Annotated in this window: 19 protein-coding genes; 11 read left to right on the top strand and 8 right to left on the bottom strand. The window is 69.6% G+C overall.

All coding sequences use genetic code 11. The annotated features are described in order from the left end of the window. Positions 1 to 32: 32 nt before the first annotated feature. From GGR12_RS06465 to GGR12_RS06450, 4 genes are read left to right on the top strand one after another with little or no spacing between them, the layout of a single operon-like run. Positions 33 to 821 carry an MBL fold metallo-hydrolase gene (locus tag GGR12_RS06465; protein ID WP_246328742.1) on the top strand — a complete coding sequence of 263 codons (789 nt, stop codon included), beginning with the start codon at positions 33 to 35 and terminating at the stop codon, positions 819 to 821. Beyond that, a complete protein-coding gene (locus GGR12_RS06460) occupies positions 808 to 2,067 on the top strand; it encodes a cell division protein FtsA (RefSeq protein WP_183203518.1) in 1,260 nt (419 codons plus the stop codon). The genes GGR12_RS06465 and GGR12_RS06460 overlap by 14 nt, the downstream gene beginning before the upstream one ends. Then, positions 2,060 to 3,235, top strand: coding sequence for an ATP-grasp domain-containing protein (locus GGR12_RS06455; RefSeq protein WP_183203517.1), 1,176 nt, complete (start codon positions 2,060 to 2,062; stop codon positions 3,233 to 3,235). The genes GGR12_RS06460 and GGR12_RS06455 overlap by 8 nt, the downstream gene beginning before the upstream one ends. Beyond that, complete coding sequence (locus tag GGR12_RS06450; protein ID WP_343053124.1) at positions 3,232 to 4,245, top strand: Rieske 2Fe-2S domain-containing protein; 1,014 nt, start codon at positions 3,232 to 3,234, stop codon at positions 4,243 to 4,245. Before GGR12_RS06455 ends, GGR12_RS06450 begins: the two co-directional genes overlap by 4 nt. 1 nt (position 4,246) lies before the next feature. Here the strand turns inward: GGR12_RS06450 and GGR12_RS06445 are convergent, their stop codons facing one another. Together GGR12_RS06445 and GGR12_RS06440 are read right to left on the bottom strand one after the other, a co-directional pair. Next, a complete protein-coding gene (locus GGR12_RS06445; protein ID WP_183203516.1) occupies positions 4,247 to 4,867 on the bottom strand; it encodes a glutathione S-transferase family protein in 621 nt (206 codons plus the stop codon). Between the two features lie 14 nt (positions 4,868 to 4,881). Continuing rightward, the gene (locus GGR12_RS06440; protein WP_183203515.1) at positions 4,882 to 6,153 is read right to left on the bottom strand and encodes a NupC/NupG family nucleoside CNT transporter; all 1,272 of its coding nucleotides are present in this window, start codon (positions 6,151 to 6,153) and stop codon (positions 4,882 to 4,884) included. Between the two features lie 182 nt (positions 6,154 to 6,335). On the opposite strand from GGR12_RS06440, the gene GGR12_RS06435 reads away from it, so the two are divergent. Next, positions 6,336 to 7,244 carry a DUF4349 domain-containing protein gene (locus GGR12_RS06435; protein ID WP_183203514.1) on the top strand — a complete coding sequence of 303 codons (909 nt, stop codon included), beginning with the start codon at positions 6,336 to 6,338 and terminating at the stop codon, positions 7,242 to 7,244. Here the strand turns inward: GGR12_RS06435 and GGR12_RS06430 are convergent, their stop codons facing one another. Continuing rightward, a complete protein-coding gene (locus tag GGR12_RS06430) occupies positions 7,245 to 8,123 on the bottom strand; it encodes a branched-chain amino acid aminotransferase (protein WP_183203513.1) in 879 nt (292 codons plus the stop codon). Between the two features lie 88 nt (positions 8,124 to 8,211). Here GGR12_RS06430 and GGR12_RS06425 point away from each other — a divergent pair, with 88 nt between their 5' ends. The 3 genes from GGR12_RS06425 (at position 8,212) to GGR12_RS06415 (ending at position 10,872) form a co-directional block, all read left to right on the top strand. Next, positions 8,212 to 8,943: a response regulator gene (locus tag GGR12_RS06425; protein WP_183203512.1), complete on the top strand. Its 732-nt coding sequence runs from the start codon at positions 8,212 to 8,214 to the stop codon at positions 8,941 to 8,943. 7 nt (positions 8,944 to 8,950) lie between these two features. Continuing rightward, complete coding sequence (locus GGR12_RS06420; RefSeq protein WP_183203511.1) at positions 8,951 to 10,294, top strand: ATP-binding protein; 1,344 nt, start codon at positions 8,951 to 8,953, stop codon at positions 10,292 to 10,294. Between the two features lie 86 nt (positions 10,295 to 10,380). After that, positions 10,381 to 10,872, top strand: a complete 492-nt coding sequence (locus tag GGR12_RS06415; RefSeq protein ID WP_183203510.1) for a hypothetical protein — start codon at positions 10,381 to 10,383, stop codon at positions 10,870 to 10,872. On the opposite strand, the gene GGR12_RS06410 is transcribed toward GGR12_RS06415, so the two are convergent. From GGR12_RS06410 to GGR12_RS06400, 3 genes are all read right to left on the bottom strand, one after another. Further along, positions 10,869 to 11,663, bottom strand: coding sequence for a pyrroline-5-carboxylate reductase family protein (locus GGR12_RS06410; protein WP_425486208.1), 795 nt, complete (start codon positions 11,661 to 11,663; stop codon positions 10,869 to 10,871). The two genes, GGR12_RS06415 and GGR12_RS06410, sit on opposite strands and share 4 nt — an antisense overlap. A 10-nt stretch (positions 11,664 to 11,673) precedes the next feature. Further along, positions 11,674 to 12,177 (bottom strand): type III secretion system chaperone family protein, encoded by a 504-nt coding sequence (locus tag GGR12_RS06405; protein WP_183203508.1) that lies wholly within the window; start codon positions 12,175 to 12,177, stop codon positions 11,674 to 11,676. 64 nt (positions 12,178 to 12,241) lie between these two features. Next, a complete protein-coding gene (locus GGR12_RS06400; RefSeq protein ID WP_183203507.1) occupies positions 12,242 to 12,517 on the bottom strand; it encodes an accessory factor UbiK family protein in 276 nt (91 codons plus the stop codon). A 174-nt stretch (positions 12,518 to 12,691) separates the two neighbouring features. On the opposite strand from GGR12_RS06400, the gene lgt reads away from it, so the two are divergent. The 3 genes from lgt to pgeF are packed head-to-tail and all read left to right on the top strand — an operon-like array spanning position 12,692 to position 15,423. Beyond that, positions 12,692 to 13,573, top strand: coding sequence for a prolipoprotein diacylglyceryl transferase (gene lgt, locus GGR12_RS06395; RefSeq protein ID WP_183203506.1), 882 nt, complete (start codon positions 12,692 to 12,694; stop codon positions 13,571 to 13,573). Positions 13,574 to 13,576: 3 nt separating this feature from the next. Further along, entirely contained in the window at positions 13,577 to 14,650 is a 1,074-nt protein-coding gene (locus GGR12_RS06390; protein ID WP_183203505.1) for a class I SAM-dependent methyltransferase, read from the top strand. Between the two features lie 2 nt (positions 14,651 to 14,652). Beyond that, positions 14,653 to 15,423, top strand: a complete 771-nt coding sequence (gene pgeF / locus GGR12_RS06385) for a peptidoglycan editing factor PgeF (RefSeq protein WP_183203504.1) — start codon at positions 14,653 to 14,655, stop codon at positions 15,421 to 15,423. A gap of 12 nt (positions 15,424 to 15,435) precedes the next feature. Here the strand turns inward: pgeF and lpxC are convergent, their stop codons facing one another. Together lpxC and ftsZ are read right to left on the bottom strand one after the other, a co-directional pair. Then, positions 15,436 to 16,335, bottom strand: a complete 900-nt coding sequence (gene lpxC / locus GGR12_RS06380; RefSeq protein WP_183203503.1) for a UDP-3-O-acyl-N-acetylglucosamine deacetylase — start codon at positions 16,333 to 16,335, stop codon at positions 15,436 to 15,438. A gap of 193 nt (positions 16,336 to 16,528) precedes the next feature. Continuing rightward, on the bottom strand, positions 16,529 to 18,127 hold the full coding sequence (gene ftsZ / locus GGR12_RS06375; protein WP_183203502.1) for a cell division protein FtsZ: 1,599 nt from the start codon (positions 18,125 to 18,127) through the stop codon (positions 16,529 to 16,531). Between the last annotated feature and the right edge of the window lie 243 nt (positions 18,128 to 18,370).

Genomic DNA, 18,370 nt, shown 5'->3' with positions numbered 1-18,370 from the left:
TGCGGGCCGGAAGCTGTTCCCACCCGGAAATCATGACGCGACGGGACGGCCGCCTGGGTTCGGCGGTGTTTCCGGCGCTGGTCGCGCTGATCATCCATCCGGATGAGGGGGCGATCCTGTTCGACACAGGGTATGATCCGGCTTTCTTCGAGGCCACGCGGACCTGGCCCGAAATCCTCTACCGCTGGATGACGCCGGTGGATCTGCCGCCTGGAGAGACGATCGTCGAGCAGTTGCCCCGGTTCGGGGTCGCGCCGGATGACGTGCGGGCAGTCGTCATTTCGCATTTCCACGGAGACCACGTCGCGGGCCTCGGACGCTTTCCCGGCGCGCGCATCTTCTGCGCCCGGGCGGGGCTGGCGCAGGTGCGCCGGCCGGGGCGGTTCACCCGCGTACGGAACGGGGTGCTGGCCGATCTGGCCCCGGCCGATATCGATGCGCGCGCGCTGTTCTTCGAGGACCTGCCGCAGCTTCCGCTCGGCCCGGAGCTGACGCCGTTCGAGAGCGGGGCCGATCTGCTCGGCGACGGGTCGCTGCTGGCGGTGCATCTGCCCGGCCATTGCCCTGGGCACTGGGGGCTGGTGGTGCGCGAGGCGGACGACCGGATGCGCTTCCTGATCGCCGACGCCGCCTGGTCCAGCGGGGCGGTGCGCGACAACGCCCCGCCGCCGCGGCTGACCACCGCCCTGCTGGGCGAGACCGGGCCGTGGCGCGACACGCTGACGGCCTTGCATCGGCTGTGGGACCGCAATCCCGAACTGCTTCTGACCCCATCGCACTGCGGCGAGATCGCCGTGGAGACGCCCCGTGCCGACGGTTGATCGCCCCGCCGTGGTGCGCGCCTGGCTGGCGGCGCGCTGGAACGGCTCGCGCCTCAAGTCGACGGCCGACGTCCAGGCGCGGCAGGCGCGGCTGTGGCGGGCGATGGCGCCGGTGGTGGCGCGCACGCCGGCGATCGCTCATCTGGCCGGCCATCCGCTGGCGGACTTCCCCGTCGTGTCGCCGCAGCAGGTTCGCGCCGATTTCCAGCAGTGGAACACCCTCGGCCTGGACCGCGCCACCGCCGAGGCGGCCGCACGGGACGCCGAGACCGGCGGCCCCGGCAAGGTGGCGCTGGGCGTCGCGGCGGGCTTCTCGTCCGGTTCGTCGGGTCCGCCGGGGATATTCCTCAACAACCGGGCCGAACGCGCCGCCTATCTGGGGCACCTCATCGCGCGTCTGCTGCCCAAGTCGGCGATGGTGCGGCGCAAGCGGGTGGCTCTGTGCCTGCGCGCGCGCGCCAGCCTGTATAGCGACGTGACCGGCGCGGGGCGGTTCCGGTTCCTGTTCATCGACCTGGCTTCGCCGGGGGAGGACAAGCTGGCGAAACTGGAGGCCTTCCGCCCCCATGTGTTCATCGCCCCACCGCATGTGCTGGCCGACATGGCGCGGCGGGTCGAGGACGGCGCGGCCTGGCCGCCCGCGCGCCTGTTCTGGGGCGCCGAGCCGATGGGAGAGCTGGAGCGCGACTGGATCGACGCGGTGCTCGAATCCCGACCGGCCCCGATCTACCAGGCGACGGAGGGGTTCATCGGCGCGCCGTGCCGGGACGGCACGCTGCACCTTAACGAGGACGTTCTGATCGTTGAGCGCGAGCCGGTGCCCGGCACGAACCGCTTCGTGCCGATCATCACCGACCTGCGCCGCACGACCCAGCCGATGATCCGGATGCGTCTGCCCGATCTTCTGGAGATCCTGCCGAACCAGTGCTCGTGCGGATCGCCTCTGACGGCGATCTGGCCGGTTGAGGGGCGGCTGGAGGATCTGTGGCGCTGGGGCGATGTCGCCATCCCGCCGCGCGCCGTCGACGAAGCCGTCAGCGGGGCCCTGGGTCCGGAGGAAGAGTGGCGCGCCGTCGCCAGTCCGTCCGGGGTCGTCGTGGAGGCGGCGGCGGACCTGATGGACGAGGCGGTGCTGGCGGTGAAGGACCTGCTGCGCGAACGCGGCGTGACGGTCCCCGTCACAGCCGGAGGCCGCCCGCCGCCGATCGTCGTCAAGCGCCGCCGCGTGCGCTGGATCGATGGCTGAGCGGGTCCTGGTCACCGGCGCCCGCGCGGCCGCCGCGCTGGACATCGCCCGCAGCCTGAGGGCGGCCGGCTACGAACCGCATCTGGCCGACTGCAGCCCTGCCCGGCTGGCGCGGTGGTCGAACAGCGCCGGACCGGTGCATCGCCATGCATCTCCGGTCGACCGACCCGCCGACTTCGCCGCCGACATGCGCGGCCTGGTCGATCGGCTGGAGCCGGTGGCGATCGTGCCGACCTGCGAGGAGATCTTCCACGTCGCGGCCCTGGCGGAGGCCGACGGCTTCGCCTCGCGGATCATGGCGCCGAGGACCGCGGTCCTGGCGGAGCTGCATGCCAAGGATTCCTTCGCCGCCCTATGCGGACGCCTGGGCCTGCCCGCCCCTCCGACCCGCACGGCCGACGACAACGACACGCTGATGGAGGCGGCGGCGGAGCTCGGCGAGGTGGTGTTGAAGCCGGTGTGGTCGCGCTTTGGCGTGCAGACCCTGACGACGCCCGGAGCCGCGGCGTTCGCCGCCCTGCGGCCGACGCGTGACAATCCATGGATCGTCCAGAAGCGGGTGCGGGGCCGCGACGCCAGCTTCCACGCCCTGTGCCACGAGGGCCGAGTCGTCGCCTTCGCCGCCTATGGCTCGGCCTGGCGGGCGCCCGGCGGGGCGGCCTGCGCCTTCCGCGCGCTCGAACCAGCGACGGCCGCAGAGCTGCGCGCCATGGCCGACGCCCTCGCCGCCCATGTCGGACGGGGTCAGTTCGCCTGTGATGTGATCCTCGACGAGGCGAACCGGCCGTGGCTGATCGAGTGCAATCCGCGCGCAACCAGCGGGATCCACCTGTTCGGCCGCACGGCGGCGTTCGGACGAGCCCTGATGGGACAGGGCGTGGCAGAGCCGGTCGTCGACGGCTGCCATCTGGCGCCGGCCCTGTGGCGCTATGGCCTGCCCGACGCCGTGGGCGGGGGGCGGCTGATGGAATGGTGGCGGCAGCGGCGCGACGGCAATGACGTGCTGTCGGCGCCGGGCGACCCATGGCCCGCGCTCGGCGCCCTGGTCGACGCCGCCGTGTTCGGCATGCGCGCCCGCCGCGAGGGTCTGACCCTGGCCCAGGCCATGACCGCGGACATCGAATGGAACGGCACGCCGCTGGAGCCCGAACGCTGGGCGCGCGCGTGACTCCGCTACCCGACAGCCTGCAGCGCAGCTGGCAGATGGCTGCCCTGTCGCGGGACCTGCGCGACAAGCCGCTGGCGCGGACGGTGGCGGGGACGCCGCTGGTGCTGTTCCGGGATGCGACGGGCACGGCGGCGGCCCTGACCGACCGTTGCCCGCATCGCAACTATCCGCTGTCGGAGGGCCGGGTCAGCGAGGGCGTGCTCCAGTGCGCGTACCACGGCTGGCGGTTCAGGGCGGACGGAGCCTGCGTCGAGGTTCCGGGCTGCGAGCTGGAGCCCGGCGAGGATCGGCGACTGGCCGCGTCGCCGGTCGCCGTGCGCGAACTGAACGGTGCGGTGCTGGTGCGGTTGTCGCCCGACGAGGTCGACCTGCCTGACCTGGGCCCGTGGGGCGCCGATGACCACGATCATTTCTGGTGGTCGCAAGGGGTCTGGCGCGGGCGCGTGCTGGACGCGCTGGAGAATGTGCTGGACCCGTTCCACACCAACTTCATCCACGACGGCATCATCCGCCGCAGCGGCCGGCGCATGCCGGTGGGGCTGTCGGTGCTGGCGGGCGAGGACTGGATCGAGTCGATCATTGACCAGCCGCAGCCGGACCTGGGCTGGATGTCGCGCCTGCTGGAGCCGCCGCGCGAGCGCAGCCGGACGCGGCTGTATGCGCCGACCCTGGTGCAGGCGCGGTGGGAGGGGCCGAACGGGCTGACGCTGTGCGTGACGGTCTTCTTCACGCCGGTGACGGAGACGACGCTGGCGCCCTACGCCTGTTTCACCACGCCGAAGGGGCGCGGGCCCGGCTGGCTGAAGGAGGCGGCGATCCGGATGTTCCTCGAACCCGTGGTGGCGCAGGACCGGCGCGCGCTGGCGGCGCAGCTGGACAATATCGAACGCTTCGGCGCGCCGCGCTTCCTGCAGGGGCCGGGCGACCTGCTGGGCGCGCGGGTGGCGCAGCTTTACCAGGGGCAGCGGATCGAACCGGCCAGCGAAGGGCCGTTCGAACACCGGCTCTAGGTCAGACGCCGGCCTTGGCCGCCGGACGGGCGCGGCTGGCCTCGAGCCAGCGGGCCAGGTGGGTGAACTCCTCGGGCGGCCGGTATTTGATCAGGCGCGCGAAGTCGAGACCGACCACCGCCACGACGTCGGCGATGGTGAAGCGGTCCGAGGCGATGAACTCATGCTCGGCCAGACGGCGGTCGAGCGTCCGCATGAATTTCTCGGCGCCCAGCTTGTTGTACTGGGCCACCTGCGGAACCTGGGTCGCCTCCAGCGCCGCCAGCGCCGGGTGCGAGTGGCGCACGTTCAGCATGATCGGATTGGCCAGGTAGAACTCGCAGCGGCGGGTCCACATCTCGATCACCGCCTGCTCGCGCGCGTCGTGGCCGAACAGGTTGGGCTCCGGATAGATCGACTCGAGGAACCGGCAGATGGCGATCGACTCGGAGAAGGTCGTGCCTTCATCGAGCTCCAGCGCCGGCACGTGCGGGACGCCGACGCGGGCGCGGTACTCCGGCGTGCGGTGCTCGCCGGCCATGATGTCGACCTCGATCAGCTCGACGTCCTCGACGCCCTTCTCGGCCATGACCCAGCGGACGCGGCGCGGATTGGGAGCGCGGTACGAGGTGTAGAGCTTCATGTCCGGCCTCCGGTTCAGCTGAATATGGTCGCCGGCATCGCGCCGACAACGCAGGCGGTCATCAGGGTGGCCAGGAAGCCGGCGAACAGCCCCTTCCAGACCAGGCCCAGCACCTCTTCACGGCGCTCGGGCATCAGCACGCTGAGACCGGTGACGGTGATGCCGACCGAACCGATGTTGGCGAAGCCGCACAGGGCGTAGGTCATCAGCATCCGGGTGCGCTCGCTCATTTCGCCGGCTGGCACCTTGCCCAGCTCGATGAAGGCGACGAACTCGGTCAGGGTCAGCTTCACGCCCAGCAGCCAGCCGGCCTTGCCGGCCTCGGACCATTCGACACCCGTCAGCCAGGCGACCGGCATGAACGCCCAGCCCAGCAGGCGCTCGACGGTGACGTGATCACCGAACAGCCAGAAGCCGCCCAGCATGACGTTGACCAGGGCGACCAGGGCCACGAATACGATCAACACGGCCGAGATGTTGAGCACGACCATCAGACCGTCCGAGGTGCCCTTCACGATGGCGTCGATGGCGCTGTCGTATTTGAGGGCCGAGTTGTAGTCGGCGACCGCGCCGCCCTCGCCCGGCTTCTCGGGAATGATGATGCGGGCCAGCAGGACGCCGGCGGGCGCCGAGACGATCGAGGCCACCAGCACGTGGCCGGCGGCGTTGGCCAGCACGGGCGACAGGATGGCGGCGTAGGCGACCATGGTCGACCCGGCGACGGTGGCCAGGCCCACGACCATCATCAGGAACAGCTCGGACCGGGTCAGCTTGTCGAGATAGGCGCGGATCACGATCGGACTTTCGATCATGCCGAGGAAGATGTTGGCCGCCACGGCCAGGGCCGAGGCGCCGCCCAGGCCCATGGTGCGCTGGAACAGCAGGCCGAAACCGTAGGTGATCCACTTCAGCACCTTCCAGTGCCACAGCAGGGCCGACAGGGCCGAGATCACCAGGATCAGCGGCAGAACCTGGAAGGCGAAGGTGAACAGGGCGCGCTCATTGCCGACGACATAGGGCTGGTCGCCGCCGGCGAGGTAGCCGAACACGAACTGCGTGCCGCGGTTGGTCGCCGCCGCCAGGCCGTCGACCGCGCCGGTGATCGCCGCCAGCACGCCCTGCGAGCCGGGGATGGCGAACAGGGCCAGCACCAGACCGGCCTGAACCGCGATCGCGCCCAGCGTCAGCCGCCACGGGAAGGCGCGCTTGTTCTCGGACAGCCCCCAGCAAGCCGCGACGATGACGACGAGCCCCAGCAGGCTCTGCAGATTCAGCAGGCTGAACATCAATGCTTCCCCATCCGGCTCCCCGCCGGACCTGTCCCGTTGAACGCCACGCCGCCGCGTCTGGCAAGCCGCGAATACGACCTCATAAGGCCACGCTTCGGCTTTCTCCCGGTCCGGAATTCGCCCCGATCCGGGCGCGCCATCACGAAACCGTGATCGGCACGGGACAGGGAGAATAGACCATGCGCAAGGCTCTGATGCTGGCTGCCGCCAGCGCGATCGTGTTGTCCGCCTGCCAACCGGCGAGCGAGGAAAAGGCCGCCGACGCCGCCGCCACCGATGCGGCCGCGGCTGCAGATGCCGCAACGGATGCATCCGCAGCGGCGGATGCGGCCCCGGCCCATCCGGGAGAGGCTTCGTCGCCCTCGCTCCGATCGGTCCCGATCGCTCCGCCTGCGCCGATCGCGCAGATCGCTTACGCCTTCAACTATGTGATGTCGGTGCCGAAGGATCGCGGCGCCGAACTGATGAGCCGGCACGAGTACGCCTGCATCTCCGCAGGTCCCGGCTATTGCCAGGTGGTGACGGCCCAGGCCGACTGGACCTCACGTGATCCCGGCGGGCGGCTGGAGCTGCGCGGTCAGCCGGAGTGGATCAATCGCTTCCGCTCCACCCTCGCGCTGGATGCGAGCAATGCGGGCGGACGGCTGGAGGAGGCAGCGACCAACGGCGAGGACGTCACGCGCGAGATCGACCACGCCGAGACCGGCGCCAAGACCACCGCGTCGCTGGCCGAGCGCATGCGCGAACTCCAGGCCCGGCGCGGCGGCACGATGAAACAGCGGCTGGAGGTCGAGCGCGAACTGGCCGACCTGCGCCGACAGCTGGACGCACAGCAGGTCCAGCTGCGGGAACTGAACGACCGGGTGCAGACCGCGCTCCTGACGCTGGACTATCGCGAGGGCGGGGTCATGGGCGCAGACAGTCCGACGCGCCCGGTGGCGCGCGCCCTGTCGGACGCGTTCGGCCTGTCGATGGGCATGCTGGCCCTGCTGATCACCGCGGGCTCGGTGATGCTGCCGGTCGCCGTCATCGGCGGAGCGGTGTGGTGGGCCACGATCCGGCGGCGGCGGAAGCCCGCCGCGACCTGATCAGAGCTGGCCGCGGACCAGTCTGCCGTAGTCTTCCATCAGGCCGAGGCTGAGGGCGCCGGGGGTGAATCGGTATTCGCCGATCTCGCTCACCGGCGTCACCTCGGCGGCGGTGCCGGTGACGAAGCATTCGCTGAAGCCGGCCAGTTCTTCCGGCAGGATGTTGCGAACCACGACCTCGATGCCCTTCGCCTTGGCCATCTCGATGACGGTCTGGCGGGTGATGCCGTCCAGAATGGCGTCGACCGGCGGGGTGTGCAGGACGCCATCCTGGACGAAGAAGACGTTGGCGCCGGTCGCCTCGGCGACGTAGCCGCGCCAGTCCAGCATCATCGCGTCGGCATAGCCGCGCTTCTCGGCGGCCATCTTGGACATGGTGCAGATCATGTAGAGGCCGGCGGCCTTGGCGGCCGAGGGGGCGGTCATCGGATCCGGTCGGCGCCACTTGGCCCACTCCAGACGGATGCCCTTCGCCTTGGTCTCGGGATCGAAATAGCTGGGCCACTCCCACACGGCGATGGCGACGTGGGTTTTGTTGTGCTGGGCCGAGACGCTGACCTGTTCCGGCCCGCGATAGGCCACCGGACGCACATAGCAGTCCGAAAGCCCCATCTTTTCGCAGGTTTCCTCACAGGCGGCATCGATCTCGGCCACGCTATAAGGTAGGTCGAAATCAAGCAGGTTCGCCGACCGCTTGAGGCGTTCCGTATGGGGCGTCAGCTTGAAGATTTCGCCGCCATACATACGCTCACCCTCGAAGACCGACGAGCCGTAGTGCAGGGCATGGGTCAAAACATGCGTTTTCGCTTCCCTCCAGGGTACGAAATCGCCGTCCATCCAGATCCAGCCGTCACGATCGTCGAAAGGAACGAAGGCCATTGAAGAACGTCTCCCGCGCAGTCCCACGGGTTAGACCCGCCGGAATCGCTCAGGTCAACGCCTGTCGCGCTCGCCTGGTCGCATCCACATGAGCGACGTTCGCGCTTACGGCCGTTCCGGCCCCGTCGCCGGCCCCGGCGCAGGCCGCCACCTGCTGGTCGTCGATGACGACGACCGGATCCGCGAACTGCTGAAAGAATTCCTGACCCGCGAGGGTTATCGCGTCACCGGCGCGGCCCACGCGGCCGCCGCCCGGCGTCTGGTCGAGCTGATCGAGTTCGACCTGATCGTGCTGGACGTGATGATGCCGGGCGAGAGCGGCTTCGACCTGACGACCTGGATCCGGTCCAAGGCGGAGACCTCGAAGACGCCGGTGCTGCTGTTGACCGCCAAGGGCGATCCCGACGATCGCATCGAGGGCCTGTCGCGGGGCGCAGACGACTATATGTCCAAGCCGTTCGACCCGCGTGAGCTGGCGCTGCGCATCGACGCCATCCTGCGGCGCACCGGCGGCAAGCCGCTGACGCCGCGCGAGATCAAGCTGGGGCCGGCGGTGTTCGACATGGAGCGGCTGGAGCTGTCGCGCGACGGCAAGCCCCAGCGCCTGACGGAGGCCGAGGCCCAGCTTCTGAAGACGCTGGCGATCCACGCCCATGCCCCGGTCGAGCGCATGAGCCTGTCGCCCGACACCGCCGACATCACCGGCCGGGCGGTCGACGTGCAGGTCACCCGCCTGCGACGCAAGCTGGAAGCCGATCCGAAGAACCCGCGCTACCTGCAGACGGTGCGCGGCATCGGCTACATGCTGGCTCCGGACTGAGGACGCGATGAGGCTGCTGCCCGCAAGCCTCTGGCCGCGTTTCCTGAAGCGGCGGCTGCCGACCTCGCTGTGGGGCCGGTCGCTGCTGATCATCGTGCTGCCCGTGCTGGTGATGCAGGTCGCCGTCACCTGGGCCTTCTTCGACATGCACTGGCAGACGGTGACCGCCCGTCTGTCCGACGGCCTGGCCGGCGACATCGCCTGGGCGGCCGAGAGCTATGCCGACGATCCGACGCCGCAGAACCTGTCGGTCATCGCCGAGCGGGCGCAGCGTTCGATGTCGCTGTCGATCGTGCTTCAGGACGGCGCCGTCCTGCCCCGCGAGAACCGGCGGGGCGCCATCGGGGTCGTCGACCGGACGCTGGAGAAGGCGCTGGCGTCCCGGCTGGACCAGCCGTTCTGGTTCGACACCACGCGCTATCCGGCCCACGTCGACATACGCGTGCAGCAGCCGCAGGGCGTGCTGCGGATCATCGCGCCGCGGGAACGCGCCGTGGCCACGCAGGCGCATATCTTCGTGCTGTGGCTGTTGATCGCGACCGTCCTGCTGATGGGCGTGGCGATCCTGTTCATCCGCAATCAGGTGCGCGCCATCGAGCGACTGGCGGAGGCCGCCGAGGCGTTCGGCCGGGGCGAGGCGCGCGAGCGCTTCAAGCCGTCCGGCGCGCGTGAGGTGCGGGCCGCGGCCAGCGCCTTCCTCGACATGCGCGACCGCATCCAGCGCCACATCGACCAGCGAACGGCGCTGCTGGCCTCGGTCAGCCACGACCTGCGCACGCCCCTGACGCGCCTGCGTCTGGAGCTGGCGCTGGCTCCGCCGTTCAAGCGCGCCGACGCCATGCGCGGCGACCTGGACGAGATGGAGCATATGATCGACGAATACCTCGCCTTCGCCCGCGGCGAATCCGGCGAGGCGGCGCAGGAGGTGTCGATCACCGACCTGCTGGGCGCCGCCGGCGACGACGCCCGCCGGGCCGGGGCCGAGGTGGAGATCGCCGCGCCGGAAGGGCTGACCGCCTCGCTGCGTCCGTTGGCGTTCAAGCGCGCCCTGACCAATCTGGCCGGCAACGCCGCCGCCCACGGCGACCACGTCCGGCTGAGCGCCCGCGCCCTGCCCTCCGGCGGGTTCGAGGTGGCGGTCGAGGACGACGGGCCCGGGATTCCGGACGACATGCACGAGGAAGCCTTCCGCCCGTTCTCGCGGCTGGACGACTCGCGCAACCAGAACCGCAAGGGCGTCGGCCTGGGCCTGGCCATCGCCCGGGACGTGGCCCGCGGCCATGGCGGCGACATCACCCTGAGCCGCAGCGAACTGGGCGGTCTGCGGGCCCTGATCCGCCTGCCCGGCTGAGCCGATCAAATTTTGACGATTCCCTCTGGCGAAGCGGAGCCGTGCGGAACATGTTGTCCGCGACAGGGGGAGTAACGGAGGACACCATGCGTACTCTCGCCTTCTTCGCCCCGCTGGCTGCGGCCGTCGCGCTTGCCGCGCCCTCATTCGCCGAGCCGGCCTCGATCACCGTGACCCTCAGCCCCGAGGTGCAGGAACAGGCTCGCGACCTCGGCGCAGACGAGGTCCAGCAACAGGCCGACCGCCTGACGGAACTGGTCACCCGCGCCGTCGCCGACACGCCGGCGCTGAGCGGCGCCCGGATCGAACTGGTGCTGGCCGATGTGAAGCCCAACCGGCCGACCCGCGAACAGTCGATGCGGAACCCCTCGCTCGATCCGATCCGCAGCATTTCGCTGGGCGGCGCGACGATCGAGGGTCAGATCACCATGGCCGACGGCAGCACCCGGCCGGTGCGGTACGACTGGTACTCGAACAATCTGAGGGACGTGCGGGGCTATACGACCTGGGGCGACGCCGACACGGCGTTCCGCCGCCTCGCCAGCAACCTGGCCGACGGCCGCTACGAGTCGCGCTAGAGCGTTTTCGCCCGTTGCACGGCGGCTTCGACGGCGGCTTCGGCCGCGCGGTCGAGGTCGCCGGCTGCGGCCATCGCATCCAGCCCGGCGCGCGTGGTGCCGCCCGGCGAGGCGATGCGGCCGATGAGGGCGTCGAGGTCTTCCCCCGTTTCCAGACCGGCCCCGGCTGACCGCAGGGCGCCGCGCGCCAGGCGGACGGCGGCGTCGGGAGCCAGTCCCTGGGTCGCGCCGGCCCGGGCGAGGGCCTTCACGAACGCATAGACGAAGGCGGGCGCCGATCCGGCCACGGCGGTGGCGGGATCCATCTGGTCCTCGGCATCCAGCCCGACGACGTCGGCGATGGGCATGAACAGCGCCTTCGCTGCAGCGCGGGCCCGCACATCGAGCGACCACAGGGCGGCGACGCCCCTCGCCTGGGCCACGGCGGTCGTCGGCATGACGCGGGCGACCGGTCTTCCCAGCACCGAGGCGATGTCGTCCGCCAGGACGCCGGCCATGACCGAGACGACGACGGCGTCCGGCCCCAGATGTCCTTCAAGCGGGGCGGCGGCCGCGCGCCACATGGCCGGCTTCACGGCCAGCACCACGGCATGGACGCCGGCGAGCGCGTCGAGCGGCGGATTGATCCGCGCGCCTTTCGCCCGCGCCGCATCGGCGGCCGGCTTGTCGGACGGGGTCAGGACTATGATGTCGCGCGCGGCGACCGCCCCGGTCGCCAGCCAGCCTTCGAGGATGGCCGAGCCCAGCCGGCCGCAGCCCACAAGGACGACGGGGCCGGAGCGTGCGGTCAAGGGCATGGAATCAGGCGGTGCCGACGGTCTCGAACAGGCAGGCGTCAATCGCCTCCTGCGGCTTCTTCGACCCGCGGATCATGAAGTCGAAGGCCGGATAGTAGCGGTCCGCGGCCTCGACCGCGGCGTCGATCATGGACGCGGCCTGGGCCAGGGTCGGGCGCTCGCCCATCGGCAGGGCCAGGGAGTGGCGGAAGACGATCTCGCCGTCCTCGGCCCAGACCTCGAAATGGCCCATCCAGGTGCGCTGGTTGATCAGGCCGACCAGTTCATAGGCGGCGGTGCGCTTGCTCTTGCTGGCCTGCAGATCCAGGGCGCAGCACAGTTGCAGGCAGTCGCCCTCGGGGCGCCAGGCGAACCACAGCTCGTAATCCTTCCAGTCGCCGGCGAGCGAGAAGGCCAGATCGCCTTCGTCGGTCCGGTCGAACGGGAGATTTTCCGCCACCAGCACATGCTCGACTACGTCCAGGGGATCATAGGGCGTGTCGATTTCTTCGGGCCGTACGGCGTCCATTAATCAGTCTCCGGGCGCGACTCACGCCCTCTGCTGAAACGGTAGGCGGGTTCGCAGATTCGGCTCAACCGGCTGCGTCCTGGGGGGGAACGGACGCTGTGGACGTTCCCTTTCGAGGCGTCTTGGTCGCCTTAAGCGATGCAATTTCGGTCCGCAGGGCGGCGATCTCGGACTTCAGCGCATCGAACTCGTCGCGGCGGACCAGGTCCATTTCGGCGACGAAGCGGTCGGCCTGGGCGCGGAAGGCGGTCTTCGCCTCCTCGCTGGCGGCCTGGGCCAGGCCCATGGCGCCGGTCGTCAGCTTGGCGAATTCGTCAAGGATGGGGTTTCGCGTCTGCATCTGGGGGGCTCCGACTCGGACAGGTCAGCTTGGTTAACGATGGTTGCCGGATATGGTGAACGAAACCTTGCCGTCGATGTGACAAAGACGCGAGACCCGGGTTACCGAAATTTCGGGGACGCGCCCGGCGACGCTTGCTAAACCGGGCATGACGAACCGCCTTCAGGAGCGCACGTGCAATTTCCCGAGTTCGATCCGGTGCTGGTCAGCATCGGCCCGCTGGATATCCGCTGGTACGCCCTCGCCTACGTGGCGGGCATTGTTCTGGGCTGGTGGTACGCCTCGAAACTGGCGCGCGCCAACGCCCTGTGGGAGCCCGCCAAACCGCCCGTGAACAGCGTGCAGCTGGACGATCTGGTGCTGTGGATCACGCTCGGCATCATCCTGGGCGGCCGCCTGGGCTATGCGCTGTTCTACCAGCCGTCGCTGTACGGCAACATTTTCACCGGCGCCGATTGGGGCGAGCGGCTGGCGCTGTTCCGCCTTTGGGACGGCGGCATGTCGTTCCACGGGGGCCTGATCGGCGTGACGCTGGCGATCGTCTGGTTCGCCTGGAAGAACAAGATCCGCCTGCTCAGCCTCGGCGACCTGGTCGCGCCGGTCGTGCCGATCGGACTGGGCTTCGGCCGCATGGCCAACTTCATCAACGGCGAGCTGTGGGGCCGCGAGACGACCGTTCCGTGGGCGATCCGGTTCTGCAACGACCGCATCCAGCAGATGTACGGCTTCTGCCCGGCCGGCGACGTGCCGCGTCACCCCAGCCAGCTGTATGAGGCCGGCCTTGAGGGCATCGTGCTGTTCGGCGTGCTGTGGTTCGCCGTGCACAAGGCGAAGCTGCTGTCCAAGCCCGGCTATGTCACGGGCATCTTCCTGCTGGGCTACGGCCTGATCCGCGCCCTGCTGGAGAACGTGCGTCAGCCGGACGCCGGCAAGCTGTCGGAACTACCGATGGGCCTGACCATGGGCATGATCCTGTCGGTGCCGATGATGCTCATCGGGGCATGGCTGATCTGGCGCGCGTGGAAGGACCCGCCCGCCGCCGCAGCCGCTGCGTGATCCATGAGCCTGAGAGACCGTCTGGCGCGTGAGATCGCCCTGACGGGACCGATGACGGTCGCCGACTATGTGACGCGCTGCCTGCACGATCCCGAGGGCGGTTATTACGCCACCCGGCCCGCCATCGGCGCGACCGGCGACTTCATCACCGCGCCGATGGTCAGCCAGATGTTCGGCGAGTTGATCGGCCTGTGGGCGGTCGAGCTGTGGCAGCGGCTGGGTGCGCCCGAGCGGGTGCGGCTGGTCGAGGTCGGGCCCGGCGACGGCACCCTGATGGCCGACGCCCTGCGCGCCGCGCGACTGGCTCCGGCCTTCCTGGAAGCCGTCGACCTGATCCTGATCGAGCCCAGCGCCCCGCTGCGCGCCGCCCAGGCCCGCATGCTGGCGGACAGCGACGTGCATCCGCGGTGGGTGTCCTCGCTGGACCGGATCGAGACTGATGCGCCCGTCATCCTGGTGGCCAACGAGGTGCTGGACTGCCTGCCGGCGCGGCAGTTCGTGCGCACGGAAGACGGCTGGGCCGAGCGGCGGATCGGCGTCACCGACGACGGCGCCCTCACCTTCGGCCTGGTGAAGATCACCGGCGGCTTCAAGCGCCCGGCTTTCGAGGTCGAACCGGGCCAGACGATCGAGATTTCGGAACAGCAGGCCGCGTTCGGTCGTGATCTCGCGACGCTGGTGAAGGCGACGTCCGGCGCGGCCCTGCTGATCGACTACGGCCGCGCCCGGGCCGAGGCCGGCGACACGCTGCAGGCGCTGCGCCGCCACCAGAAGGTCGATCCGCTGGCTGAGCCCGGCGACGCCGACCTGACGCAATGGGCCGACTTCCCGACCGTGCTGGAGGCCGCGGTGCATGCCGGAGCCGACGTCACCGGCTGCTTCGGTCAGGGCGACTTCCTGCGCCTGCTGGGCATCGAGCATCGCGCGGAGCGGCTGAAGGCGAGCCGTCCGGATGCCGCGCCTGTCATCGACCGCCAACTGGCGCGTCTGACCGCCGACGACCACATGGGAGTCCTGTTCAAGGCCTGCGCGATCTTCTCGCCGCGCACGCTCGTGGTTCCGGGTTTCGAGGAATAGCCATGGCGCTCGATCCCATCACTCATCCGCTGCTGGTCCGGGCGGGCGTCCGGCACGGCTTCTTCACGCGCCAGGGCGGCGTCTCGGCCGGCATCTACGACAGCCTGAACACGGGCCTGGGATCGACCGACGATCTCGACGCCGTGACGGAGAACCGCCGTCGGGTGGCGGAGCATCTGGGCGGCGTGCCCGACGACTTCGCCGCCTGCTATCAAATCCATTCCGCTGTCGCCCGCGTCGCCGAGGCCGGCTGGAAGGGTGAACGCCCCGAGGGCGACGCCACCGTCACCGCGGCCCCGGGCGTCATCTGCGGCGTGCTGACGGCCGATTGCGCCCCGGTGCTGCTGGCGGACGCGGAAGCCGGCGTGGTCGGCGCGGCGCATGCGGGATGGAAGGGTGCGCTGGGCGGCATCATCCACTCGACCGTCACCGCCATGGAGGCGCTGGGCGCCCGGCCGGAGCGGATGGTCGCGGTAGTCGGGCCCTGCATCGGCATGGAAAGCTACGAGGTCGGCGCCGACTTCCAGGAGCGGTTCGATCACCACGACCCGGGCAGCCGCCGCTTCTTCGCGCCTGGCCAGGCCGACGACAAACGTCTGTTCGACCTGCCCGCCTTCGTGCTGTGGCGGCTGGAGGAAGCCGGCGTCGCCGACGCGGCATGGACGGGTCACGACACGCGCACGGACGAGGCGCGGTTCTTCTCGAACCGGCGAGCTTATCTGAACGGGGAAGCCAATTTCGGCAGGATGATGAGCGCGATCAGCCTGGGCTGACCGGAGGGCTGGTCAGCCCGCCATCGCCAGTTCAGGCGTGCGCACCACTTCGCGCCACGCTTCGGGACGCGACAGCAGCTCACGGACCAGCAGGTTGTTGATCGCGTGGCCGGCCTTCACGCCTTCGTAGCGGCCGAGCAGCGGCGCGCCGAGGACGTACAGGTCGCCGATGGCGTCCAGCGCCTTGTGCTTCACGAACTCTCGCTCCATGCGCAGGCCGCCGGGGTTCAGGATCTGGTCGCCGTCGATGACCACGGCGTTTTCCAGGGAGCCGCCGCGGGCCAGACCGGCGCGGCGCAGGGCCTCGACCTCATGGGCGAAGCCGAAGGTGCGGGCGGCCATGATCTCGGCGCGGAAGGTGTCTTCGTCGACGACGAAGTCCACGACCTGGTTGCCGATAACCGGCGTCGGGAAGTCGATCTCGAAGCGCATCTCGTAGCGGTCGCACGGCAGCAGGGCCGCCGACTTGTCGCCGTCCTGGACGACGATCGGCTCGAGGATTTCGATGTAACGAACCGGGGCTTCCTGACGGCGGAAACCGGCGCGGTCCAGCAGTTGGACGAACGGCAGGGCCGAACCGTCGAGGATCGGCAGTTCCGGGCCATCGACCTCGATCACGGCGTTCGACACGCCCAGGGCGGCGAAGGCGGCCATCAGATGTTCGATGGTCGACAGGCGAACGCCGTCGGCGTTCTCGATCATGGTGTTCAGGCGCGCGTCGACGACAGCCTCGCCCGAGACCGGAATGCGGTTGTCACGGTCGGTGATGTCCGTACGCACGAAGACGATGCCGGTGCCGACCGGCGCCGGGCGCACGGCCAGACGCACGCGGTCGCCCGTGTGCACGCCCACGCCGGCGATGATCGCCGGTGCGACGGTGGTCTTCTGCTGATGGTCGTTCCGGACCGCCAAAACTCAAACTCTCTATTGCTGCGTCCCGCCTCTACGTGCGGAGTTCGCCCCACGAACCGTCTACCGGCCCCTGCGCCAGCGGAAAATGAAAGTCGGGTTTCGGATTGTTTCGATACGGCACAATCGCCCGCGCCAAAGAAAACCGCCCCGGAGCTGGGCTCCGGGGCGGGCGGGCTTGCAGGAAGAAGGGTCGTTAGTTGGCCAGGCGGCGCAGGAACGACGGGATTTCGAGGTCGTCCTCGGCTTCGCCCAGTTCCGGCTCGCTGACCGGCTGGGTCTGGGTGGTGGCGCGCATTTCGGTCTGACGCGAGCCCGGCGCCGGATAGGTCGGCTGGGACTGGCGCTTCTTGCCGAACAGGCTCCAGCCGCTCTTGCGGTGATCGCGATCCTCATAGTCGTCGTAGGCCGGCTCCTGACGCGGGGCCGGTTCCTGACGCTGGGTCGACTCCGACGCGGCGCGGTCCAGATACAGCTCGCCCTGGGCCAGCGGCGCGGTCGCCTCGGCGGCGGTGCGCGGCGACGACTCATACTCCTCGACCCACGGATCGATGATCGGCTCGAGGGTGCGTTCCTCGGCGACGTGGATCACCGGCTCGGGCTTCGGCTCAGGGGCCCGGGCTACAGCGCCGAAAGTCTGCTGCGCGGATTGAAAGGTCGGGACGATGGGGGCTTCCTCGCGGGCGGCCGGGCGCGAGGCCTCGGCGCGGACCGGCTCGGAAACGCGCGGCTCGCTGCGGATCGGATCCGACGGACGAACGTACGACGGGGCCGGGCGACGGGTTTCGAAGACCGAGGTCGAGGTCGTCGGGGTCGCCTTAACGGCCGACATGTCTTCCATGCCGGTGGCCACGACCGAGACGCGGATCTTGCCGTCCAGAGCCGGGTCGAAGGCGGCGCCGAAGATGATGTTGGCGTCCGAGTCGACTTCGCCGGCGATGGCGTTGGCGGCCTCGTCAACTTCCAGCAGGGTCATGTCCATGCCGCCGGTGATGTTCACCAGCACGGCCTTGGCGCCCTTCAGCGAGGTTTCGTCCAGCAGCGGGTTGGCGATGGCGTTCTGGGCCGCCATCAGCGCGCGGTCGTCGCCCGAGGCCTCGCCCGTGCCCATCATCGCCTTGCCCATTTCGGACATGACGGCGCGGACGTCGGCGAAGTCGAGGTTGATCAGACCCGGCAGGATCATCAGATCGGTGATCGAGCGGACGCCCGAGTGCAGGACCTGGTCGGCCATGTTGAACGCGTCGGCGAAGGTCGTGCGTTCGTTGGCGACGCGGAACAGGTTCTGGTTCGGAATGACGATCAGGGTGTCGACGTAGCGCTGCAGCTCGGCGATGCCGGCTTCGGCCAGACGCATGCGGTGACGGCCTTCGAAGGTGAAGGGCTTGGTCACGACGCCGACGGTCAGGATGCCGCGGTCGCGCGCGCATTTGGCGATGACCGGCGCGGCGCCGGTGCCGGTGCCGCCGCCCATGCCGGCGGTGATGAAGACCATGTGGGCGCCGTCGAGGTGCCCGTAAATTTCTTCGGCCGATTCCTCGGCGGCGTTCATGCCGACCTCGGGGTGGGCGCCCGCGCCCAGACCCTGGGTGATGGTCTCGCCGAGCTGTACGCGGCGGTCGGTTTTGGCGAACGACAGATGCTGCGCGTCGGTATTGGCTACGACGAACTCTACGCCCTCAAGCCCGGCGTCGATCATGTTATTGACCGCGTTGCCGCCGGCTCCGCCTACGCCGAACACGACGATACGGGGTTTCAGTTCCGTGGCTTGCGGACGCACCAGCGAGAGAGACATTTTTGTTCCGACCTTTTCCGACCCAGCTCCAGCCTGCGAAAGCCCCGCCGCTTCGCATTGGTTAGAGACGCGTTAAGGATTGCCCCTTTGGCGTTAACGCGAGGTTACCGAATAACTTGAGTCGCGCCCGTGGCCACCGATTCCATCAAGCGTTACCGCGAATTACAGGGGATTACCGCGTCAAAGGAGCATTGCGGCCTCCCTCCCGATTTGGTTGAGTAGGCGGGTAGCGGCGCCCGGGGG

Source organism: Brevundimonas lenta (assembly GCF_014196335.1).
Lineage (GTDB): Bacteria > Pseudomonadota > Alphaproteobacteria > Caulobacterales > Caulobacteraceae > Brevundimonas > Brevundimonas lenta.
This window is presented reverse-complemented; position numbering and strand designations above follow the sequence as displayed.

What these genes read in the sequence shown, in the direction of transcription:
- GGR12_RS06465 (WP_246328742.1), top strand. Translation starts at nt 33, where the DNA reads ATGACGCGACGGGACGGCCGCCTGGGTTCGGCGGTGTTTCCGGCGCTG.
- GGR12_RS06455 (WP_183203517.1), top strand. Translation starts at nt 2,060, where the DNA reads ATGGCTGAGCGGGTCCTGGTCACCGGCGCCCGCGCGGCCGCCGCGCTG.
- GGR12_RS06445 (WP_183203516.1), bottom strand. Translation starts at nt 4,867, where the DNA reads ATGAAGCTCTACACCTCGTACCGCGCTCCCAATCCGCGCCGCGTCCGC.
- GGR12_RS06440 (WP_183203515.1), bottom strand. Translation starts at nt 6,153, where the DNA reads ATGTTCAGCCTGCTGAATCTGCAGAGCCTGCTGGGGCTCGTCGTCATC.
- GGR12_RS06435 (WP_183203514.1), top strand. Translation starts at nt 6,336, where the DNA reads ATGCGCAAGGCTCTGATGCTGGCTGCCGCCAGCGCGATCGTGTTGTCC.
- GGR12_RS06430 (WP_183203513.1), bottom strand. Translation starts at nt 8,123, where the DNA reads ATGGCCTTCGTTCCTTTCGACGATCGTGACGGCTGGATCTGGATGGAC.
- GGR12_RS06425 (WP_183203512.1), top strand. Translation starts at nt 8,212, where the DNA reads ATGAGCGACGTTCGCGCTTACGGCCGTTCCGGCCCCGTCGCCGGCCCC.
- GGR12_RS06420 (WP_183203511.1), top strand. Translation starts at nt 8,951, where the DNA reads ATGAGGCTGCTGCCCGCAAGCCTCTGGCCGCGTTTCCTGAAGCGGCGG.
- GGR12_RS06415 (WP_183203510.1), top strand. Translation starts at nt 10,381, where the DNA reads ATGCGTACTCTCGCCTTCTTCGCCCCGCTGGCTGCGGCCGTCGCGCTT.
- GGR12_RS06405 (WP_183203508.1), bottom strand. Translation starts at nt 12,177, where the DNA reads ATGGACGCCGTACGGCCCGAAGAAATCGACACGCCCTATGATCCCCTG.
- GGR12_RS06400 (WP_183203507.1), bottom strand. Translation starts at nt 12,517, where the DNA reads ATGCAGACGCGAAACCCCATCCTTGACGAATTCGCCAAGCTGACGACC.
- GGR12_RS06390 (WP_183203505.1), top strand. Translation starts at nt 13,577, where the DNA reads ATGAGCCTGAGAGACCGTCTGGCGCGTGAGATCGCCCTGACGGGACCG.
- pgeF (WP_183203504.1), top strand. Translation starts at nt 14,653, where the DNA reads ATGGCGCTCGATCCCATCACTCATCCGCTGCTGGTCCGGGCGGGCGTC.
- ftsZ (WP_183203502.1), bottom strand. Translation starts at nt 18,127, where the DNA reads ATGTCTCTCTCGCTGGTGCGTCCGCAAGCCACGGAACTGAAACCCCGT.